19 protein-coding genes are annotated in these 18,478 nt (G+C 70.7%); 9 read left to right on the forward strand and 10 right to left on the reverse strand.

All coding sequences use genetic code 11. The features are described 5' to 3' along the window. Positions 1-744: a decaprenylphospho-beta-D-erythro-pentofuranosid-2-ulose 2-reductase gene (locus HUO13_RS03705; RefSeq protein ID WP_211900095.1), complete on the forward strand. Its 744-nt coding sequence runs from the start codon at positions 1-3 to the stop codon at positions 742-744. A 9-nt stretch (positions 745-753) separates the two neighbouring features. On the opposite strand, the gene HUO13_RS03710 is transcribed toward HUO13_RS03705, so the two are convergent. Together HUO13_RS03710 and HUO13_RS03715 are read right to left on the reverse strand one after the other, a co-directional pair. After that, positions 754-1,449 carry an ArsR/SmtB family transcription factor gene (locus tag HUO13_RS03710; protein WP_211900096.1) on the reverse strand — a complete coding sequence of 232 codons (696 nt, stop codon included), beginning with the start codon at positions 1,447-1,449 and terminating at the stop codon, positions 754-756. 73 nt (positions 1,450-1,522) lie between these two features. Further along, positions 1,523-2,506 (reverse strand): helix-turn-helix domain-containing protein, encoded by a 984-nt coding sequence (locus tag HUO13_RS03715; RefSeq protein ID WP_249124431.1) that lies wholly within the window; start codon positions 2,504-2,506, stop codon positions 1,523-1,525. A gap of 323 nt (positions 2,507-2,829) precedes the next feature. Here HUO13_RS03715 and HUO13_RS03720 point away from each other — a divergent pair, with 323 nt between their 5' ends. The 6 genes from HUO13_RS03720 (at position 2,830) to HUO13_RS03745 (ending at position 6,913) form a co-directional block, all read left to right on the forward strand. Next, positions 2,830-3,384 carry a carboxypeptidase gene (locus HUO13_RS03720; protein ID WP_211900097.1) on the forward strand — a complete coding sequence of 185 codons (555 nt, stop codon included), beginning with the start codon at positions 2,830-2,832 and terminating at the stop codon, positions 3,382-3,384. 16 nt (positions 3,385-3,400) lie between these two features. Beyond that, positions 3,401-4,126, forward strand: a complete 726-nt coding sequence (locus HUO13_RS03725) for a lysozyme (RefSeq protein ID WP_211900098.1) — start codon at positions 3,401-3,403, stop codon at positions 4,124-4,126. 100 nt (positions 4,127-4,226) lie between these two features. Then, entirely contained in the window at positions 4,227-5,027 is an 801-nt protein-coding gene (locus HUO13_RS03730) for an isocitrate lyase/PEP mutase family protein (protein ID WP_211900099.1), read from the forward strand. 235 nt (positions 5,028-5,262) lie between these two features. Further along, a complete protein-coding gene (locus HUO13_RS03735; protein WP_211900100.1) occupies positions 5,263-5,664 on the forward strand; it encodes a subtilase-type protease inhibitor in 402 nt (133 codons plus the stop codon). Between the two features lie 116 nt (positions 5,665-5,780). Next, on the forward strand, positions 5,781-6,185 hold the full coding sequence (locus HUO13_RS03740; RefSeq protein WP_211900101.1) for a YkvA family protein: 405 nt from the start codon (positions 5,781-5,783) through the stop codon (positions 6,183-6,185). A gap of 47 nt (positions 6,186-6,232) precedes the next feature. Next, positions 6,233-6,913 carry a peptidylprolyl isomerase gene (locus HUO13_RS03745; protein WP_211900102.1) on the forward strand — a complete coding sequence of 227 codons (681 nt, stop codon included), beginning with the start codon at positions 6,233-6,235 and terminating at the stop codon, positions 6,911-6,913. 86 nt (positions 6,914-6,999) lie between these two features. On the opposite strand, the gene HUO13_RS03750 is transcribed toward HUO13_RS03745, so the two are convergent. Continuing rightward, on the reverse strand, positions 7,000-7,755 hold the full coding sequence (locus HUO13_RS03750; RefSeq protein ID WP_211900103.1) for an SDR family NAD(P)-dependent oxidoreductase: 756 nt from the start codon (positions 7,753-7,755) through the stop codon (positions 7,000-7,002). 107 nt (positions 7,756-7,862) lie between these two features. Between HUO13_RS03750 and HUO13_RS03755 the strand changes: the two genes are divergently transcribed. Together HUO13_RS03755 and HUO13_RS03760 are read left to right on the forward strand one after the other, a co-directional pair. Next, complete coding sequence (locus tag HUO13_RS03755; RefSeq protein WP_249124432.1) at positions 7,863-9,020, forward strand: erythromycin esterase family protein; 1,158 nt, start codon at positions 7,863-7,865, stop codon at positions 9,018-9,020. 59 nt (positions 9,021-9,079) lie between these two features. Then, positions 9,080-10,273: a cytochrome P450 gene (locus tag HUO13_RS03760; protein WP_211900104.1), complete on the forward strand. Its 1,194-nt coding sequence runs from the start codon at positions 9,080-9,082 to the stop codon at positions 10,271-10,273. Here HUO13_RS03760 and HUO13_RS03765 read toward each other — a convergent pair. The 7 genes from HUO13_RS03765 to HUO13_RS03795 form a co-directional block, all read right to left on the reverse strand. Further along, positions 10,228-10,830, reverse strand: coding sequence for a dTDP-4-dehydrorhamnose 3,5-epimerase family protein (locus HUO13_RS03765; RefSeq protein WP_211900105.1), 603 nt, complete (start codon positions 10,828-10,830; stop codon positions 10,228-10,230). The genes HUO13_RS03760 and HUO13_RS03765 overlap by 46 nt on opposite strands. Positions 10,831-10,837: 7 nt before the next feature. Continuing rightward, positions 10,838-12,307, reverse strand: a complete 1,470-nt coding sequence (gene desII / locus HUO13_RS03770; protein WP_211900106.1) for a dTDP-4-amino-4,6-dideoxy-D-glucose ammonia-lyase — start codon at positions 12,305-12,307, stop codon at positions 10,838-10,840. Between the two features lie 37 nt (positions 12,308-12,344). Further along, positions 12,345-13,550 (reverse strand): dTDP-4-dehydro-6-deoxyglucose aminotransferase, encoded by a 1,206-nt coding sequence (locus HUO13_RS03775; protein WP_211900107.1) that lies wholly within the window; start codon positions 13,548-13,550, stop codon positions 12,345-12,347. Beyond that, positions 13,547-15,007 carry an NDP-hexose 2,3-dehydratase family protein gene (locus HUO13_RS03780; RefSeq protein WP_211900108.1) on the reverse strand — a complete coding sequence of 487 codons (1,461 nt, stop codon included), beginning with the start codon at positions 15,005-15,007 and terminating at the stop codon, positions 13,547-13,549. Before HUO13_RS03780 ends, HUO13_RS03775 begins: the two co-directional genes overlap by 4 nt. A gap of 153 nt (positions 15,008-15,160) precedes the next feature. After that, the gene (locus HUO13_RS03785; protein ID WP_211900109.1) at positions 15,161-15,874 is read right to left on the reverse strand and encodes a class I SAM-dependent methyltransferase; all 714 of its coding nucleotides are present in this window, start codon (positions 15,872-15,874) and stop codon (positions 15,161-15,163) included. A gap of 51 nt (positions 15,875-15,925) precedes the next feature. Then, positions 15,926-17,173, reverse strand: a complete 1,248-nt coding sequence (locus HUO13_RS03790; protein ID WP_211900110.1) for an activator-dependent family glycosyltransferase — start codon at positions 17,171-17,173, stop codon at positions 15,926-15,928. Continuing rightward, a complete protein-coding gene (locus tag HUO13_RS03795; protein WP_249124433.1) occupies positions 17,173-18,111 on the reverse strand; it encodes an NAD-dependent epimerase/dehydratase family protein in 939 nt (312 codons plus the stop codon). Before HUO13_RS03795 ends, HUO13_RS03790 begins: the two co-directional genes overlap by 1 nt. Positions 18,112-18,478: the final 367 nt, after the last annotated feature.

The raw sequence follows: 18,478 nt of genomic DNA on the forward strand, positions 1-18,478 counted from the left end.
GTGAGCGGAACGGTTCTGGTCCTGGGCGGCCGCAGTGAGATCGGCCTCGCCGTCGCCGAACGCCTGGTGAAGCGGGGCAACGACACGGTCGTGCTGGCGGCGCGGCGCAGCGGTGAGCTGGCCGAGGAGGAGGAGCGCCTGCGGCAGGCCGGTGCCACGACCGTCGCACGAGTCGAGTTCGACGCCGACGACGTCGAGGGCCACGGGCCGCTGCTGGAAGCGGTGGCGGCCGAGCACGGCCGCATCGACGTGGTGGTCACGGCGTTCGGCATCCTCGGCGACCAGGAGCGCGCCGAGCGCGACGCCGCGCACTCCGTCCAGGTCGTGCACACCGACTACGTGGCGCACGTCAGCGTGCTGACCCACATCGCGAACCTGCTGCGGGAGCAGGGCGGCGGCAGCGTGGTGGTCTACTCCTCGGTGGCCGGCGTGCGGGTGCGCCGCGCCAACTACGTCTACGGCTCGGCCAAGGCCGGGCTCGACGGGTTCGCCAGCGGGCTGGCAGACGCGCTGCACGGCAGCGGGGCGCACCTGCTGGTGGTGCGGCCCGGGTTCGTCATCGGGCGGATGACGACCGGCATGAGCCCGGCGCCGTGGTCGAGCACGCCGGACCAGGTCGCCGACGCGACCGTCAAGGCGCTGGCACGGCGCCGCCGGGTGGTGTGGGTGCCGCCGGTGCTGCGGCTGGTGTTCGCGGTGATGCGCCTGCTGCCGCAGCCGATCTGGCGCCGCATGCCCCGCTGAGCCTCCCGTCTACAGGTCGGTGATCCCGAGCAGTTCGCGCAGCGCGTCCTCACCGCCGGGGGTCACGCGCACCGCTCGGTTGGAGCCGATGCGCTTGACCCAGCCGTTGGAAATGAACCGCTCGCAGAGCCGGGCGCCCGCCGCGCCGCCGAGGTGCGAGCGCCGCTCGGTCCAGTCGAGGCAACTGCGCGCGAGGGGGCGCCGGGTGCGGCGCAGCTCGGACTCCTCCACGCCGATCGAGGCGAACCAGGCGATGCCGGCCCCGGTCAGGGCGAACCCGCCGGAGGTGTCCAGCCGCCCGGACTCCGCCATCGCGTCGGTGATCCGCACGCCGAGGCGTCCCGCGAGGTGGTCGTAGCAGGTCCGACCACGGGCCAGCGCGGCCGAGGTCGTCGCGGCCCGCAGGCTGCGGGGCTCCTCGCGGACCGGGCTCAGGTATGCGACGAAGCCTTCCACCAGCTCGGCGGCCTGCGCGTCGGCGAGCTGGACGTAGCGGTGGCGGCCCTGCCGCCGCTCGACGAGCAGCCCGGACTCGACCAGGCGGCTCAGGTGCTCGCTGGTGGTGGAGAGCGCCACGCGGGCGTGCGCGGCGAGCTCGCTCGCGGTCCACGCCCTGCCGTCGAGCAGCGCGAGGCAGAACGCGGCGCGCGTGCTGTCGGCGAGCAGGCCCGCGAGGTCGGCGACCCGCTGGGCGGTGGATGGCATGGGCCCATTCTGCGCCCGCGACGCTTCGGTGGCCGCCGAAGCATCGGTGCGAGGCCGCAAGCCTGCGAGCAGGTCAGCACAGGGGGATGCCCAGCGGCGGTGCCTCGCCGGTCACCTTCGGCAGGTCGGTGTAGAGGTCCGGGATCCAGTAGCCGTCGCTGAGCCTGTTCCAGACCGGCGAGGACTGCCCGGAGGTCGGGTCCGAGACCACGCGCCGGTGCCGGGCCTGGCAGACGATGGAGACAGCGGTGCCCTCGTGGTACGTGGCCTTGTCGGTGTCGCCGGGGACGTCGGGGGTCCGGAAGCGGAACACGCCGAGGTGCTGCTGGTGCTGGGCCGACCACGTCCCGACGATGTTGGCGCGCCAGACCACGGTCTGCGGCCGCAACCACAGCAGCGAGGCCCACACCGCCGCGGCGACGGCGGCAACGCCGACCGCGGTCGCGAGGACCAGCACGATCGGGCGGCGGAACCTGCGCGCCGGGCGCGCGTCGGAGACGTCCTGCTGGTCGGGGGATGGCTCGGGTGCGGCTGCGTCGGGCTGCTCGGTGAGGGCAGCGACGCGCTCATCGGAGGATGGCTCGGGTGGAGCCGCGTTGGGCTGTTCGGTGGAGGCCGTGGCAGGGTCAGTTGCGTTGGGCTGCCCGGAGGAGGCTACGACGGGCTGTTCGGCGGATCGCTCCGGTGAACTGGTGCCGGAAGATGTTGGTGCGGTCGCAGTGGATTCGTCCAACTGGTCGGCTTGGCTGCGGGCTGGTCGCCGCTGCTGCTGGTAGGCCTTGCGCGCCTGCTGGTAGAGCAGGTGCAGTTCGTCCGACCGGACGTCGACGGGCGTCCCGCGCCGGTTCGCCAGGTCGATGAGCTTGGACGCCAGCAGCCACGCCTCGTCCACGACGCGCTCGCCGCTGAGGTAGCGCGACAGCGTCGACGGCGACCACGGCACGTGCTCGGAAAGCTGGCGCAGCGACAGCCCGGTCGCCTCGGCGAGTTCCTGGAGCCGCCCCGACCACCGCCCGATGTCGGGGTGCCGCTGTTCCAAGCGTGGATCGACTGCCACCGCACCGTCCCCTGCCGTGTTCCCGGGAACACGTGTCTCCGCAGGACAACGGCCGTCTGTGTTCCCGATGTGTGCCCGATGCGCCGCCCAGGCTAGCGGGACCGCCCAGGGCTGGAAAGACTGCTGATCACCGGCTGGGGGCGGTATCGCCGGGCACGTCGACCGGCACCGTCGGCCTCCGAACGCGGCGAGAGCGGCGCTCACCTGCACCGGGCGTCCTCTTAGGACTTCGGATGCCGAGGCCGTCGGGGGTCGATCCCGGACGCAGGTTTCAACTCCCGTTCACCGGCCGCTATCCGCAACCACATGACAGGAGAGCAGGCATGAACCGCAAGTCGACGGCATGGGCGGTGGCGCTCGCGGTCACCGCGTCCGCCTTCGCGGCGACTCCCGCCGTGGCCTCCGGGAGCACGGCGGCAGCGGCACCCTCCAGGGCCGAGCTGGCCAAGCAGGTCCTGGCCGACAACGGCATCACGTTGCTCGACAGCCACGTCGGTGGCCAGAACGACCCGGAGTCCACCGCGCAGCGCAACATCAAGGACACCTCGCAGGGCAACGCCGCGCGCACCAGCCCGTGGAGCGACGTCGGGGTCACCAAGGTCCAGCTGTCCACGGCGATGCTGCAGGGAATGGTCTCCATCGGCAAGGACCACGGATACCGGGTCACCACCGTCGCGGGCGGCGACCACAGCTCGACCTCCTACCACTACAAGGGCACCGCGTTCGACGTCGACCAGATCGACGGCCAGGCCGTCAACGCGAGCAACCCGAAGGTGGCGAAGATCAAGTCCGCGTGCAAGTCGGCCGGTGCGGTCGAGATCCTCGGGCCCGGCGACGCCGGACACGACACCCACGTCCACTGCGCCTGGAACTCCTGACCCGGAAAGGGCCGACATGAACCTCCGCAAAAAACTGCTGGTCGTCCTCGCCTCCTCCGCCGCGCTGCTCGCCTCCGTCCCGGGTGCCGCGAACGCCGGCTCCGCGGCCGCCGACTCGCTCGGCATCGACGTCTCCAACCACAACGGCAAGGTCGACTTCGGCAAGGTGAAGGCCGACGGGCGCGACTTCGCGTTCGTGCTGGCCACCGACGGTGAGTCCTTCACCAGCGACCAGTTCGACAGCCAGTACGGCGGTGCGGGCAAGGCGGGCGTCTACCGCGCCGGGTACCACTTCGCGCGGCCGGACGGGTCGGCGGGCAAGCAGGCGGACCGCTTCCTCAAGACCGTCGGCTACACCAACGACGGCAAGTCGATGCCTCCGGTGCTGGACATGGAGGCCAACCCCAACGGCGCCACCTGCTACGGCCTCGACGCCGCGCAGATGAAGGAGTGGATCAAGACCTTCGTCGGCCGGGTCAAGGAGCAGACCGGGCGCGAGGCCATCATCTACACCAGCCCGGGCTTCTGGCAGGAGTGCACCGGCAACAGCGAGGCGTTCAAGAACAACCCGCTGTGGATCGCCGAGTGGGGCGTGGACAAGCCGAGCAAGATCGGCGGCTGGCCGGCGCACACCTTCTGGCAGTACAGCGACTCCGGCAAGGTGAACGGGGTCGACGGTCCCGTCGACGTCAACCGCTTCAACGGCGGTGCCGCCGAGCTGGAGAAGTTCGTCAAGGGCTGATCGACGATTCCTGAGCTGGAGCGGAGGCCGTTCGGCTTCCGCTCCAGCTTTCGGCGATGCTTCGGCGTGCACCGAAGCGACGCGGGCCTACGGTCGGGGCATGAGTACCGCCGCCGAACGTTTCCGGGCGCTGCATCGCGCCGGCGACCCGCTGCTGCTGCCCAACGCCTGGGACTTCGCCTCCGCCGCCGCGCTGGCCGCCGCGGGCTTCCCCGCCGTCGCGACGACGAGCCTGGGGGTCGCCGCGGCCCACGGGCTGCCCGACGCCGAGGGCGCGGCGAAGTCCGAGACTCTCGCGCTCGCTCGCCGCCTGGTCCGGCTGCCGTGCCCGGTCACGGTGGACGCCGAAGCGGGCTTCGACGACCCGGTGGCGGTCGCGGTCGAGCTGGCGGAGGCGGGTGTGGCGGGCATCAACCTGGAGGACGGCCGGTCGGGCGGCCTGGCCGACCCCGCTGAGCAGGCCGCACTGCTGCGCGAGGTGAAGCGCCACACCCCGGAGCTGTTCCTCAACGCCCGGATCGACACGCACTGGCTGCGCGAGCCGGACGTGCCCGGGATGCTGGACCGCGCCCGGCGTTACGAGGACGCCGGAGCCGACGGCGTCTTCGTGCCCGGGCTCACCGATCCCGACGACATCCGGACGCTGGTGGCATCGGTGGCGCTGCCCGTCAACGTCCTGTGCCCGCCGGCGGGCATCGGGAACCTCGCCGATCTCGGCGTGCGCCGGATCAGCACGGGTTCACTCCTTTACCGGACTGCCGTGCACATCGCGGTGAACACCGCGCGCGGGATCCTCGGCGGGCGGGCACCGCAGGGTGCCGTGGCAGGTTACGAGGAGTTCGAGGCGATGGTGCGCGACGCGCGGATGTCTCGCCGCGAGACGAATTCGACGGAATATTAACGATTAACCAAACGTCCAAAGTAGATTGATGTTGCCATCTTTGCCGATTTTCCTTAGTGTGCAACGAAGTTGTGCACATCTCATGTGAACGCGGGCACACCGGGATGGCTGCGAGTCATTACGGTGATTCCCCGCCCCGGCCGCAACACCGGCGCACTTCCCGGCGATCTGTCGTTCGGGTCCTCGTTCCCACCCCTGAAGAGGGCCCGTTTTCCTGACAAGAGGAGGAAGTACGTTGAGGGCTGCAATCCGGCTCACCGGCCGCCTGGCCGTCGCAAGCATCGTGTTCGCCGTCGCGGCGCTGATCCCGCTCGGCGCGAACGCCGAGACCGGCCCGACGAAGGTGACCCTCACCGCCCAGCAGCTCGGCGCCCCGCTCAGCGTCGCCGTGCTCACCTGCGAGCCCAGCGGCGGTACGCACCCGCGTGCCGAGGACGCGTGCGCCGCCATGTCGGCCACCGGCGGCCTGATCGAGGAGATGCCCGCCCAGAACCCGCACGCACTGTGCCCGCTGATCTGGCGTCCCGTCGGCGTCACCGCCACCGGGCTGTGGAACGGCAAGCCGATCGACTACGCGAAGACCTTCGCCAACGACTGCGTGATGCGTTCCCAGCTGGGAGTCGTCTTCGACTTCTGATCGGGGGCCGCGGGCGGGCCGGCCGGTCCGGCCCGCCCGCGGGCTGACGCATCACGGGAGCAGCGGCGTGCGATCGGCGTCCAGCCGATCCGTCAGGGACGAAAGGTCGGAAAAAGGTGGCGGAGGTGTTCGCCGGCTTCGGGGCCGGCCTGCTCGTCCTGGGGCTGGCGCCGGTCGCCACGCTGCTGTTGGTGCGCCCGGAAGGGCTGCTGTTGCGCGAGGCAGCGCGCCTGGCGCCGGGCGTCGCGGGCCTGCTGACCGGGCTCGCGCGGGACAGCGGTGTGCCGCGGCTGGTCCGGCTGCGGCTCTGGCTGCTGCTGGCGTACCTGGCGATGCCCTTCGACCTGGGGCCGGACTTCGCCCCCGCGCTCGGTCTCGCCGACGACGCGGTGATCGTGGCGGTCGCGATGAGCGCGACGCTGCGCCGGGTCGGGTTCGACGCCGTCGAGCGCCACTGGCCGGACAGCCGCGAGTCGTTCGCGGTGCTGCGGCGGTTTGCGCCGTCCGCGGGCGCTGTCTGATGCGTTCGCCGGTGTGGCGCGGGCGTGCGGGCGGCTAGGTTGACCCGATGAGACCGCGCTGGCCCGTCGCTTTCCTCACCGCCCTGCTCACCGCCACGACGGTGGGCGTCGCTCACTCGCAGCCGACGCGGCAGCCGGAGCCGCAGGACCCGCCCCGGCACGTGACGTGCGAGTTCATCCCGACGCCGGAGAACCCGGCCGCTCGGCCGGTCGACCCGCCGCGCCCGAGGGCCAAGGCCCGCGGCACGGTCGAGGTGACCATCCGCACCAACCACGGTGACGTCGTGGCCGAGCTCGACCGCGCGAACGCGCCCTGCGCGGTGCACAACCTGGTGCACCTGGCCCGCCGCGACTTCTACGACTCGTCCCGCTGCTGGCGGCTGACCAACTCGGAGCGGCTCGGCGTGCTGCAGTGCGGCGACATCTTCTCGGTGGAGAAGGGCGGTCCCGGCTACCGCTTCGCCGACGAGGTCACCGGCGCCGAGACCTACCCGCGCGGGACCATCGCCATGGGCAACCAGGGGCCGGACACCAACGGCAGCCAGTTCTTCGTCGTGCACTCGCACGCCAACATCAAGCCCGCCTACACCGTGCTCGGCCGGGTCGTGGAGGGCATGGAGGTGCTCGACGCGATCGTCGCGGGCGGCATCATCCCCGGCGAGGGCGGCGAGCAGGACGGGGAACCGAAGCTGCCCGTGGAGATCCGGAACGTGAAGGTTCGCCGCTGACCGTGGCGCGCTCGGCTCGGCCTGTCAGCTCGGCGAAAGCTCCGGGTGGGCACCGCGATCCGTCAGTCCGGTGCCCGCTCGGTCGTTCAGCTCAGGCGCAGCGCCCCGTCCAGCCGGATGACGTCGCCGTTGAGGTAGTCCTGGTCGACGATGGCCAGCACGAGCTTGGCGAAGTCCTCCGGCACGCCGATGCGCCGGGGCAGCGGGACCATGTCGGCCAGCATCCTTCGCAGGTCGCCGTCGGCCAGGCCGATCATGGGCGTGTCCATGACCCCCGGCGAGATCGTCAGCACACGGATCCCGTGCTCGGCGAGGTCGCGCGCGGCGGGCAGGGTCATGCCCACGATGCCGCCCTTGGAAGCCGAGTAGGCGATCTGGCCGGCCTGCCCCTCCAGCGCGGTGATCGATGCGGTGTTGATGACGACGCCGCGGGTGCCGTTATCGAGCGGTTCGGTCCTGGCCATGGCGGCCGAGGCCAGCCGCATGACGTTGAAGGTGCCCGCGAGGTTGACCGTGATGACCCGCAGGAACTCGTTCCAGTCGTGCGGTAGACCGTCATCGGTGAGCACGCCACCCGCGGCGCCGACGGCGGCGCAGTTGACGACGATCCGCAGCGGCGAGCCGGGGTCGGTGGCGGCCTCCACTGCCGCCCGCACCGCCTCGGCGTCGGTCACGTCGGCGGCGAAGTGCCGGATGCCGGAGAAGTCCTCGGCTGCTTCGACGGCGTGTGGCAGGTCGACCGACACGACGTCGACCTTCGCCGACGCGAGGGCTCGGGCTGTGGCGAGACCGAGGCCCGAGGCCCCGCCGGTCACGAGTGCGGTTACGTCCGTGGTGTCCATGACAAACTCCCCCAGGAAAAGCGTGCAGACGACAACGTGGATCTCGTGCAAAAATTCGATCGCACAGCGATTTTCCGGAGAGTATCGCCGATTCGAATCGAGAGTCCATGGCATACGGCCGTTCGAGTGCCGACCCGACAGCCCAACGGATTCTGGCGCACACCAGCGAAATCTCGACCCTCGACCCCGAGGGGCCGCTCGACGACCTGGAACCGCTGCGCGACCTGGTCGGCGACGCCCGCGTCGTGTCGATCGGGGAAAGCGCCCACTTCGTCCGGGAGTTCGCCCAGGCGCAACGCCGCGTACTCCGTTTCCTCTCCGAACGCTGCGGCTTCCGGGTGCTGTCGTTCGAACCCGACGCCCCTGAAGGCGTGCTCCTCGAACCAGGTGCGCACCCGACGCCGGGCGGGTGGGGCGGTGCGTCGCTGCTGCCTCCGCTCACCGCGGTCGCGGAGTACCTGCGCGAGGTCGATCCGGAACTGGTGCCGATGGCGGAATCCGCGATCGGACTGGCCGAGCGCATCGCGACGGCGTCCCCCGCCTCGGCCGCCGCATCGTGGACGCGCATGGGAACCCCGGACAGCGACGCCCTGTCCGCCGCCCTCTCCAGGCTGCGCTTGCGGGTCCGTGCGCTGGAGCCGCTCTACCTCGAACGCGCCGACCGGCAGAGCTACGAGCCGGCGGTCCGGCGGCTGGAAGCGGCCCTGCACATCGACTACGTCTTCCGGGCCAACGCGGGACTCTTCGCAGGCACCGGGCTGCCAGGCGACCTCTCGCTCAACGACGACTTCCTGGCCGAGTCGGTCCGCTGGCACCTCGAACGCGCCGGCAGCGGTGGCCGCATCGCGCTGGCGGCGCACAACAATCACATCCAGAAGACACCGGTGGTCTTCGACGGTGAGCTGACACTGCTGCCGATGGGGCAGTACCTGCACCGAGCCCTCGGCGGCGACTACGTCGCCATCGCCGCCACGCACACGGGCAGCCGCACTCCTGAGATAGAGCTGGACGACAGCAGCGACACCGGCTTCGCCGTCCGGGAGGTGGACCTGGCCGCACCGGAGGACGGCAGCATCGAGGCCGCGGCCGTCGCGGCGGGCATCGGCACCGGCTTCATCGACCTGCGCGCGAAAACCCCGGGCCTGGACCGGATCCGCTCCCAGAGCACCTGGATGCGGACGCCGCTGCGCGACGCCTTCGACGCCGTGCTCACCGTTCCCACCGCCACCGCGGAAGTCTCGACACCCCGTCCGGCGCGCGACTAAGCTCAAGATCGCGACGCGTGTTCGCCGACGTGGAAACGACCTGCTGCGCGAGGAGAACGTTGACCACCATCGACGAAGTTCCCGGCATGGCCGACGAAACCGCACTCCTCGACTGGCTGGGCGCGATGCGCGAGAAGCAGCCGGTGTGGCAGGACCAGTACGGCGTGTGGCACGTCTTCCGCCACGCCGACGTCCAGACGGTGCTGCGCGACACCGCCACGTTCTCCTCCGACCCGAACCGCGTCATCGAGGGCGCGAGCCCGACGCCGGGCATGATCCACGAGATCGACCCGCCGGAGCACCGCGCCCTGCGCAAGGTCGTCAGCAGCGCCTTCACCCCGCGCACCATCTCCGACCTCGAACCCCGCATCCGCGAGGTCACCCGCTCGCTGCTGGCCGATGCCGGCGAGAGCTTCGACCTCGTCGACGTGCTCGCGTTCCCGCTGCCGGTCACGATCGTCGCGGAGTTGCTGGGGCTGCCGCAGATGGACCACGAGCAGTTCGGTGACTGGTCGGGCGCCCTGGTGGACATCCAGATGGACGACCCGACGGACCCGGCGCTGGCCGAGCGGATCGCGGACGTCCTCAACCCGCTCACCGCGTACCTGAAGGACCGCTGCGCCGAGCGCCGCGCCGATCCCGGCGACGACCTGATCTCCCGCCTGGTGCTGGCCGAGGTCGACGGGCGCGCGCTCGACGACGAGGAGGCGGCCAACTTCTCCACCGCGCTGCTGCTGGCCGGCCACATCACCACGACCGTCCTACTCGGCAACATCGTGCGCACCCTCGACGAGCACCCGGCCCACTGGGACGCCGCCGCCGAGGACCCCGGCCGGATCCCGGCGATCGTCGAGGAGGTCCTGCGCTACCGGCCGCCGTTCCCGCAGATGCAGCGCACGACGACCAAGGCCACCGAGGTCGCGGGCGTGCCCATCCCGGCCGACGTCATGGTCAACACCTGGGTGCTCTCGGCCAACCGCGACTCCGACGCCCACGCCGACCCCGACCGGTTCGACCCGTCGCGCAAGTCCGGCGGCGCCGCACAGCTCTCCTTCGGCCACGGCGTGCACTTCTGCCTCGGCGCACCCCTGGCCCGGCTGGAGAACCGCGTGGCGCTGGAGGAGATCATCGCCCGGTTCGGCAGGCTCGCGGTCGACCTCGACGACGAGCGCCTGCGCCACTTCGACCAGATCGTGCTCGGGACCCGTCACCTGCCGGTGCTGGCGGCCTCCTCGTCGAGGCAGTCGGCGTAGTCGGGCAGCATCCCGCGCTGCCGGGCGGTCTCCAGGTCCACGGCCACGGTGTCGCGGTCGGAGAGCACGACTTCCAGGTCCTTCGGCCACGGCAGCCCCAGCGCGGGGTCGAACGGGTCGAGCGCCTGCTCGTACTCGGCCACGTACGGCGTGCTGACCAGGTACGACATCAGGGTGTCGTCCTCCAGCGCGAGGAAGGCGTGCGCGGTGCCCCTGGGGAAGTAGACCGCCCGGTAGTGCTCGGTGTTCATCTCCACCGCGTCCCACTTCCCGAACGTCGGCGAGCCCACCCGGATGTCGACGATGACGTCGAGCGCCCGGCCGCGCGCGCAGTAGACGTACTTGCACTGCCCCGGCGGCGTGGTCGTGAAGTGCAGCCCGCGCAGCACGCCCCGGGCGGAGATGATGTGGTTCATCTGGGCGACGGGGAACCGGTGGCCAACCGCTCCCACGAACGCCTCGTCCTGCAGCGGTGACACGAACAGCCCCCGCCGGTCCTGCTTCGGGTCGGGGGTGAACTCGAAACCGCCCGACACCGCCAGCTCACGTACTCGCAACTCCGGTTCACCTTCCGCGCAGGAAGCCGCGGTGGTCCTCCCACCCGTCGGCGATGTCTCGTTCGAGCTGGTTGAGCCGTGCGGTCACCGACTGGTCGAAGCCGTCGAGGAAGTACTCGTCGCCCGGACGGGGCTGCACGCCCTCGTTCTCCAGCACGAAGTTCTCCACCACCTCGCGCAGACTGGTCGACGGGGTGACCCGGCCCGCGATGTAGCGGGTGGCGCCCTCCAGCTCGGGGAAGCCCGCCTCGCGGTAGAGGTAGACGTCGCCGAGCAGGTCGATCTGCACCGCGACCTGGGGGTGCGCGGTGGGTCTCATCGTCTCCGGCCGGATGCGCAGCAGCTCGGCGTCCACGCCCCGCCGCAGGCTCTCCAGGGCGTAGCCCAGGTCGATGTGCATGCCCGGGGTCCGCTCGGCGGCGTAGTCGACGAACCGCACCAGGCCCTCGCGCAGCTCGGTGCGCTCGGACTCCGACAGCCGGCCGTCGTCGCGGCCGCTGTAGTCCTCGCGCACCGTCACGAAGTCCAGCGGCCGTTGCGGGCTGGACTCGTTGAGCTCGGCGATGAAGTCCACGAGGTCGGTGAGCCGGTCGGCGCGGCCCGGCAGGATGATGTGGTTGAAGCCGAGCCGGATCGGCGCCTGCCGCTCGGCGCGCATCCGCAGGAAGCCCTGCAGGTTCTTCTTGACGCGTTCGAACGCGCCGCGCTTGCCGGTGGTCGTCTCGTACTCGTCGTTGTTCAGCCCGTAGAGGGACGTGCGGATCGCGCCCAGCTCCCACAGCCCGGGCTGGCGGTTCAGCGTCTGCTCGGTGAGGGCGAAGGCGTTGGTGTAGACGGTGAGGTCGAATCCGCGCCCGGCGGCGTGCGACACCAGCTCGCCGAGGCCGGGGTTGGTCAGCGGTTCGAGCCCGCCGGACATGTACATCGCCTTCGGGTTGTCCGTCGGCACCTCGTCGATGATCGCGGCCAGCGTCTCGTTGCCCGTCGGCACCGAGGCCGCCTCGTAGCGGGCACCGGTCACCCGAACGCAGAAGTGGCAGCGGAACATGCACGTCGGACCGGGGTACAGGCCCACGCTGTAGGGGAAGGCCGGCTTGCGGTAGACCGCCGCGTCCAGGGCGCCGGCGGCGTCCAGCGGCTTGATCGTGTTGGACCAGTACTTGCCCGCCGGGCCGTGCTCCACCGCGGTGCCCAGATCCGGGATGCGGCCGAACATGTCGAGCAGGTGGGCGAACTCCGCGCGGTCCAGACCCAGCCGCGCACGGCTCTGCTCCAGAGGCGTGAACGGGTGCGCCCCGTAGTGCGCTGCGAGGTCGGCGAGCCGGGCGGCCTGCACGTCGGCGGTGTCGGCGCCGGCGCCGGTGACGCGGGAGACCTCCGAGCTCAGCGCCCGCACGACCGCCCGCCGGTCGACGTCCGGGCGCGCCGCGTCGGCGACCCCCGCTTCCTGGGCGGTTGCCGTACGAGTGGTGTTCATTGGGGAGCGAACCTCCTGGCACTTGTGGCGCAGGTCGTCACGAACCGTTGCGCGTCCTCTGGTCCCATTGCGCGTTGATCAGCTCGCCGCTGGTGGCGGCGAGCCGGATGATGTCGCACACCCGCCGGATGTCCTCGCTGGACACCGCGGGCCCGGTGGGCAGCGCGAGCACCCGGTCGGAAAGCTGTTCGGTGTTCTCCAGCCGCAGCGGCGGCTCGGTCCGGTACGGCTGCATCTGGTGGCACCCTGGGGAGAAGTAGGGCTGTGCGACAACCTTCTCCGCTCGCAGCACCGCCTGCAACTGGTCGCGGTCGATGCCGGTGGCCGCGGAGTCCACCGAGATGATCACGTACTGGTAGTTGTTCTGCTCGCCCGGATCGAACGCGTGCACGGACACGCCGCGCACGTCGCGGAGCTCGTCGGAGTAGAGCGCGTGGTTGAGGCGGTTGTGCACCCTGGTCTCGGCGAACGCGTCGAGCGAGGTGAGGCCCATCGCCGCGGCGCACTCGCTCATCTTGCCGTTGGTCCCGACATCCGACACCAGCTTGTCCGGTGCGATCCCGAAGTTGTGCATCGCGCGGACGCGGTCGGCGAGCAGCCCGTCGTCGGTGACGATGGCGCCGCCCTCGAACGAGGTGACCGCCTTCGTGGCGTGGAAGCTGAACACCTCGGCGTTGCCGAAGCCGCCGACCGGCCGTCCGCCCGCCGTGCAGCCCAGCGCGTGCGCGGCGTCGAAGAACAGCTTGACCTGGTTTTCGGCGGCGATCTTCTCCAGCGCCTCGACCGGAGCGGGCCTGCCCCACAGGTGCACGCCGATGATCGCGCCCGTCCGCGGCGTCACCAGCGATGCGAGGTGCTCGGGATCGGCCAGGCCGGTCTCGGGGTCCACGTCGCAGAAGACCGGTTCCAGCCCCAGCCAGCTCGCCGCGTGCGCGGTGGCCGCGAACGTCATCGAAGGCATGACGACCTCGCCGGACACGTCGCTCGCGCGCAGCACGAGCTGCAGCGCGACCGTCGCGTTGCAGGTGGCTACGCAGTGGCGCACGCCCGCCAGGTCGGCGACCCGGTCCTCGAACTCGCGCACCAGCGGTCCGCCGTTGGTCAGCCAGTTGTTGTTCAGCGCCCACTCCAGGCGGGCGAAGAACCGCTCCCGGTCCCCGACGGTCGGCCTGCCCACGTAGAGCGTGTTGAGGAACGCCTCGGGGCCGCCGAAGATCGCCAGGTCGGTCAGCGCGCGCTTCATCCGGCGGTCCTGGTGTACACGGCCGACGCGCACGCGATGATGCTGCGCAGCTGGATGTTGACGTAGTGGCTGTGCCCGAGCAGGTAGGTGATCTGGTCGAAGGTCATCCACCGGTGGTCGGGAGCGGCACTGGCGTCGAAGTCGCCGGGCACCTCGATCAGCATGTACCGGTTCTCGTTGCGGTAGAACCGGCCGCCCTCCTCGGAGTGCCAGGCGTCGTAGCGGACCTGCGAGCGCGGCACGTTGAGCACGTAGTCCACATAGGACGGACGGAACTCCTCGGGTGCGTCGGCGTAGTTGTCGGGCTGGCAGTGCACCGTCGGCGCCAGCTCCGCGACATCCATCCCGCCCGCCTCGGTGCGCAGCTGCACGAGCGCGTGCAAGGTGCCGCCGATGTCCTTGACCAGCAGTGCGAGCAGCCCGTTGTTGGCGGGGGAGAGCAGCGGCTGCATCCACGAGTTGACCTCGCGGTCGCTGGTCGCCACCGTGACGCCGAAGACGTCGAAGTACTTCTTCTCCTCGTGCTCGATGCCGTCGTCGCGGCGGATCCACCCGCTGCGCTCGATGTCGGGCAGCGGACGGCTGCGCTGCACGAACTCGCGCCGGGTGCGCACGTCGGAGACCCAGCTCAGCAGGCTGTTCATGTTGTGGGCCGGGGTGCCCGCGCCGATGAACGAGTGCAGCAGCCGGGCCTCGAACGATCCCTCGGGCAGGCGTGCGAGCACGTCGTCGGCCCTGCCCCGCTCCACGGCGGTCGGGACGCAGGCCAGCACGGTGCGCAGGTCCATGTTCACCACGTTGTCGTGGTGCAGCATCGCCCGCAGCTGCGCGACGGTCAGCCACCGGAAGTTCGGGTGCTCGGGCAGGTCGTCGAACACCTCGACGACCATGTTCCGGTTGCGCTTGCGCAGGAACCACGCGCCCTGCTCGGACTGCAGCACGTCGACGAGGATCCGGCTCGGGCGGGTGCCGTTGAAGTACTCGATGAACCGGACCTTCGAGCCGCGGTGGACGCCGGTGTAGTTGCTGCGCGTCGCCTGCAGGGTCGGGGAGAGCTGGACGGCGTTGATGTTGCCCGGCTCGGCCTTGGCCTGCACCAGCACGTGCAGCACGCCGTCGAACTCCTTGACGACGAGGCCGAGGAAACCGATCTCGGGCTGCACGATGATGGGCTGGATCCAGTCCCGCCGCCACCCGAAGTTCGTCCGCACGTGCAGGCCCTCGATGGAGAAGAACCGCCCGGACTCGTGGGCCAGCCTGCCGTCCTCGGGCTGGAACGACCAGCGGTCCATGGCGCTGAACGGCACGCGCGTCACCTCGAGCCGCTGCTCGGCGCCGTTGCGGGTGAGCCAGTCGTGAGTTTCCGCCGTGGCGGTGGGGACTCCGCCGTCGCCGAGCAGGAAACGCGTTGCGGTATGCGAGGATTCCGGAGTCATCCGGTCGGCCCGATCACCCATCGACTCTCCCTGCGGTGTCGTCGACGGCTCCGCTTGCTGCCGCCGGGTGTTGTCGATCAAGACCCGCACTCACTGTAGGGGTCCGGTCACGGCGGGGAAAGGGGCCACGGCGCGGATCACCAGTGCCAGGAACGGAAAACTCCACCGCACGGGTCATCGGCGCACACCGACGAACAGCCCGCGCCCGGAGGGGCCGCCCTCCAGGTACTCCACGGCGCAACCGGCCGCGGTGAACGCCTTCTCGTACTGCTGCCGCTCGAAGAGCGTGATCTCGTAGTGCTCCACGTGGTGCCGCGGCCCGTTCACGGCGTCGGCGACGACCCAGTGGATCTCCATCCGGGTCGCGCCGTCGGCGCGCACGGAGTGCGACACGCGCGAGATCGTCAGGTCGCCGTCGCGGACCACGTCGCCCGCCACGTAGCCGTCGAGGAAGTCCTCCGGGAACCACCACGGTTCCACCACCACGACGCCGCCGGGGGCGAGGTGGCGGGCGAAGGACGCCAGCGCCTGGTCCAGCTCGGCGCTGTCGCGCATGTGGCCGATGGAGCTGAACATGCAGGTGACGGCGTCGAACTCGCGATCCAGCGCGAAGTCGCGCATGTCGCCCTGCAGCACCGGGATGCCGCCGAGCTGCGGCCGGGCGACCTCGATCATCGCCGCCGACAGCTCCAGGCCGGTCACGTCGTCGAAGAGGTCGGCGAACCGGCGCAGGTGGGTGCCGGTCCCGCAGGCCACGTCGAGGAGCGAGGTAGCCGCGGGCAGGCGGTCCCTGACCAGCCGCGCGACCTGCGCGGCCTCGGCCGCGTAGTCCTTGCCCCGGCCGCGGTAGAACCGATCGTAGAGCTCGGCGAACCCGCCCTCGTACATCCCTGCTCCCTCTGGCGGTGTGCTGTTGGACGGACGTGTCGGTGGGAACCGCTAGCCGGCGTGGCGGCGGGTGAGTTCCTCCAGCCGCGGGACGATCTCCTGCGGCACCGGGTCGGACAGCGCCTCCTCGCGCAGCTTCACCGCGTTCTCGGCGTAGGCGGGGTCCTCGACCACCTGGGTGAGGGCGCTCGCCAGCGCGTCGGCGTCGACCTCGTCCGGCCGGAGGTATATTCCAGCGCCCAGTTCCGCGGTCTGCTGGCCGCGTAGCATGCAATCCCATTCATGTGCAACTGATATTTGCGGAATTCCGTGGTGCAGTGCCGTCGCCCAGGTTCCGGCCCCGCCGTGGTGGATGATCGCCGCGCAGTTCTGGAGCAGAACGTTCATCGGAACGAAATCCACCAAACGAATGTTCTCCGGTACCGCGGAGGTATCCAGACCGGAACCTGTAACGACGATTTCACCATCGAATCGCGCGAGCTTCGCGAGCGTCGACGCGAACTGATCGGCGTCGGCCGCGAGTCCGAGCCCGGAGAAACCTCCGGTAAAGCAAATCCGTCGAGTCGCGTCGTTCCTCCTGAGCCAGTCCGGAACCACCGACGCGCCGTTGTAGGGCAGGTGCCGCGTGACAACGGTTTCCAATTTGGTGTCCAGCCGGAAGCTCGGCGGCAACTGGTCGACCGACCACTGCCCGACCGCGAGGTCCTCGCCGAACTCGACGCCGAACCGCCCCGCGACCTCGGTGAGCCACGAGCCCAGCGGGTCCGGCCGGTCCTCCGGCGGCCGTTGCAGGCGCTGGGCCTGGAACCGGCCGCGGAAGTAGCCGTTGAGGTCGCTGCCCCACAGCAGCCGGGCGTGCGCGGCGCCGCAGGCCCGGGCCGCGACGGCGCCCGCGAAGGTGAACGGCTCCCAGAGCACCAGGTCAGGGCGCCAGTCCCGGGCGAAGTCGACCAGCTCGTCGACGAAGGACTCGTTGTTGAGCACCGGGTAGACGTGCTCGGCGGTGGCCTGCTCCATGCCGAGCAGGAAGTCCCAGGAATGCAGTTCCCGCTCGCGGTGGTAGAAGTCCAGGTAGGTGGAGTAGCGGTGGACCTGAGCGGCCATTTCCGGGACGAGCTCGTAGAGCTTGTGGTCGGAACCCACGGGCACCGCGGTGAGGCCGGCGCCGACGATCGCGTCGGTGAGCGCGGGCTGGCTGGCCACGCGCACGTCGTGACCCGCGGTGCGCAGGGCCCATGCCAGCGGGACCAGTCCCTGGAAGTGCGTCCGGTGCGCGAAGGACGTCAGCAGTACTCGCACTAGTGCTCCTCGGCAGGGATCAGGGCTGCCACCGTCCGGTCGATGCCGTCGGCCAGGGACACCCGGGGGTGCCAGCCGGTCCGTGCGCGGAACTCGGTGGAGTCGATGTCGTCGCTGCGGAAGTCGTTGGCCTCGGCGTGCTCGGGCGCGGGCACGGAGACCACGTCGACGGCGGGGCCGCCGGTGTGCCGGGCGACGCTGCCGGAGACGGCCCGGAAGATGTCGCCGAGCGGTTCGGAGCGGTCGGCGCCCAGCGCCCACGTGCCGCCTGCCAGCGCGTCCTGGTGCTCCAGCGCGGCGGCGAACGCGGTGGCCACGTCCTCGACGTGCAGCAGGTCGCGGCGCACGCTGCCGTCGTGCCACATGGTGAGCGGCTCGCCTGCGATGGCACGCCGGATCATCGCGGCGACCACACCCCGCCCCATGGGACCGGACGGGCCGCTCTGGCCGTAGATGGCCGGCAGCCGCAGGATCACGCCGCGCACCAGGCCCTCGTCGGTGGCCTTGCGCAGGATGCGCTCGGCCTCGGTCTTCTGCTGCGCGTACCTGCTGGCCGCCGACGGGTTCGCGGCCTGCGCGGTGCTCGCGTAGATCAGCACGGGGGGCGCCGACCTGCGGTGATCGTGCAGCGCGGCGACGAGGTCGTGCATCAGGCCGACGTTGACCCGCTCGGCTTCGGGGTCGGAGGTGGCGCTGCGCCAGGTGGAGCCGCCCGCTGCGTGCGCCACCAGGTGCACGATCACGTCGGCGCCCTCGATCGCGGCGGCGGCGTGGCCCGGTTCGAGCAGGTCGGCCCGCAGTTCCTCGACCTCGGCCGCGCCGGCCGGCACCGCGGGCGCTCCGCCGCGGGACACGGCGCGCAGCCGGACCGGGTGGTCGCGCAGCTCCCGCAGAACCGCGCTCCCGACGAAGCCGGAAGCGCCCAGAAGGGTGATCAATTGACGCGGGGAATCACTGATCCCATTCACCGGAGCATTTGCTCGCTTTCCAGGTCGGTGCTACGGGTGGAATTCAAAGATTCTCCCCAGCGCGATGTGCGGCAACCCCTCACTGGGCCACCACAGTAGGTAGCCGCCGTTGATCTTGTCAACATGCAGATGTTCACAGGTTCGTTGGCGCGACTAGACGATGTCAACCTCTTGATCCTTCCTATATTGTTCGCCCATTGCGTGGTCGTCGAGTAGGGGGACGCGTGGCGGACCTGTCAAAGCTCTCCGACAGCCGGACTGCACAGCCTGGGAGGACCGTTCGTCCGTGGCCCCTGTCGGGGCGCAATGAATCCGCCTTGCGGACCCGTGCGCGCCA

The organism is Saccharopolyspora erythraea, from assembly GCF_018141105.1.
Lineage (GTDB): Bacteria > Actinomycetota > Actinomycetes > Mycobacteriales > Pseudonocardiaceae > Saccharopolyspora_D > Saccharopolyspora_D erythraea_A.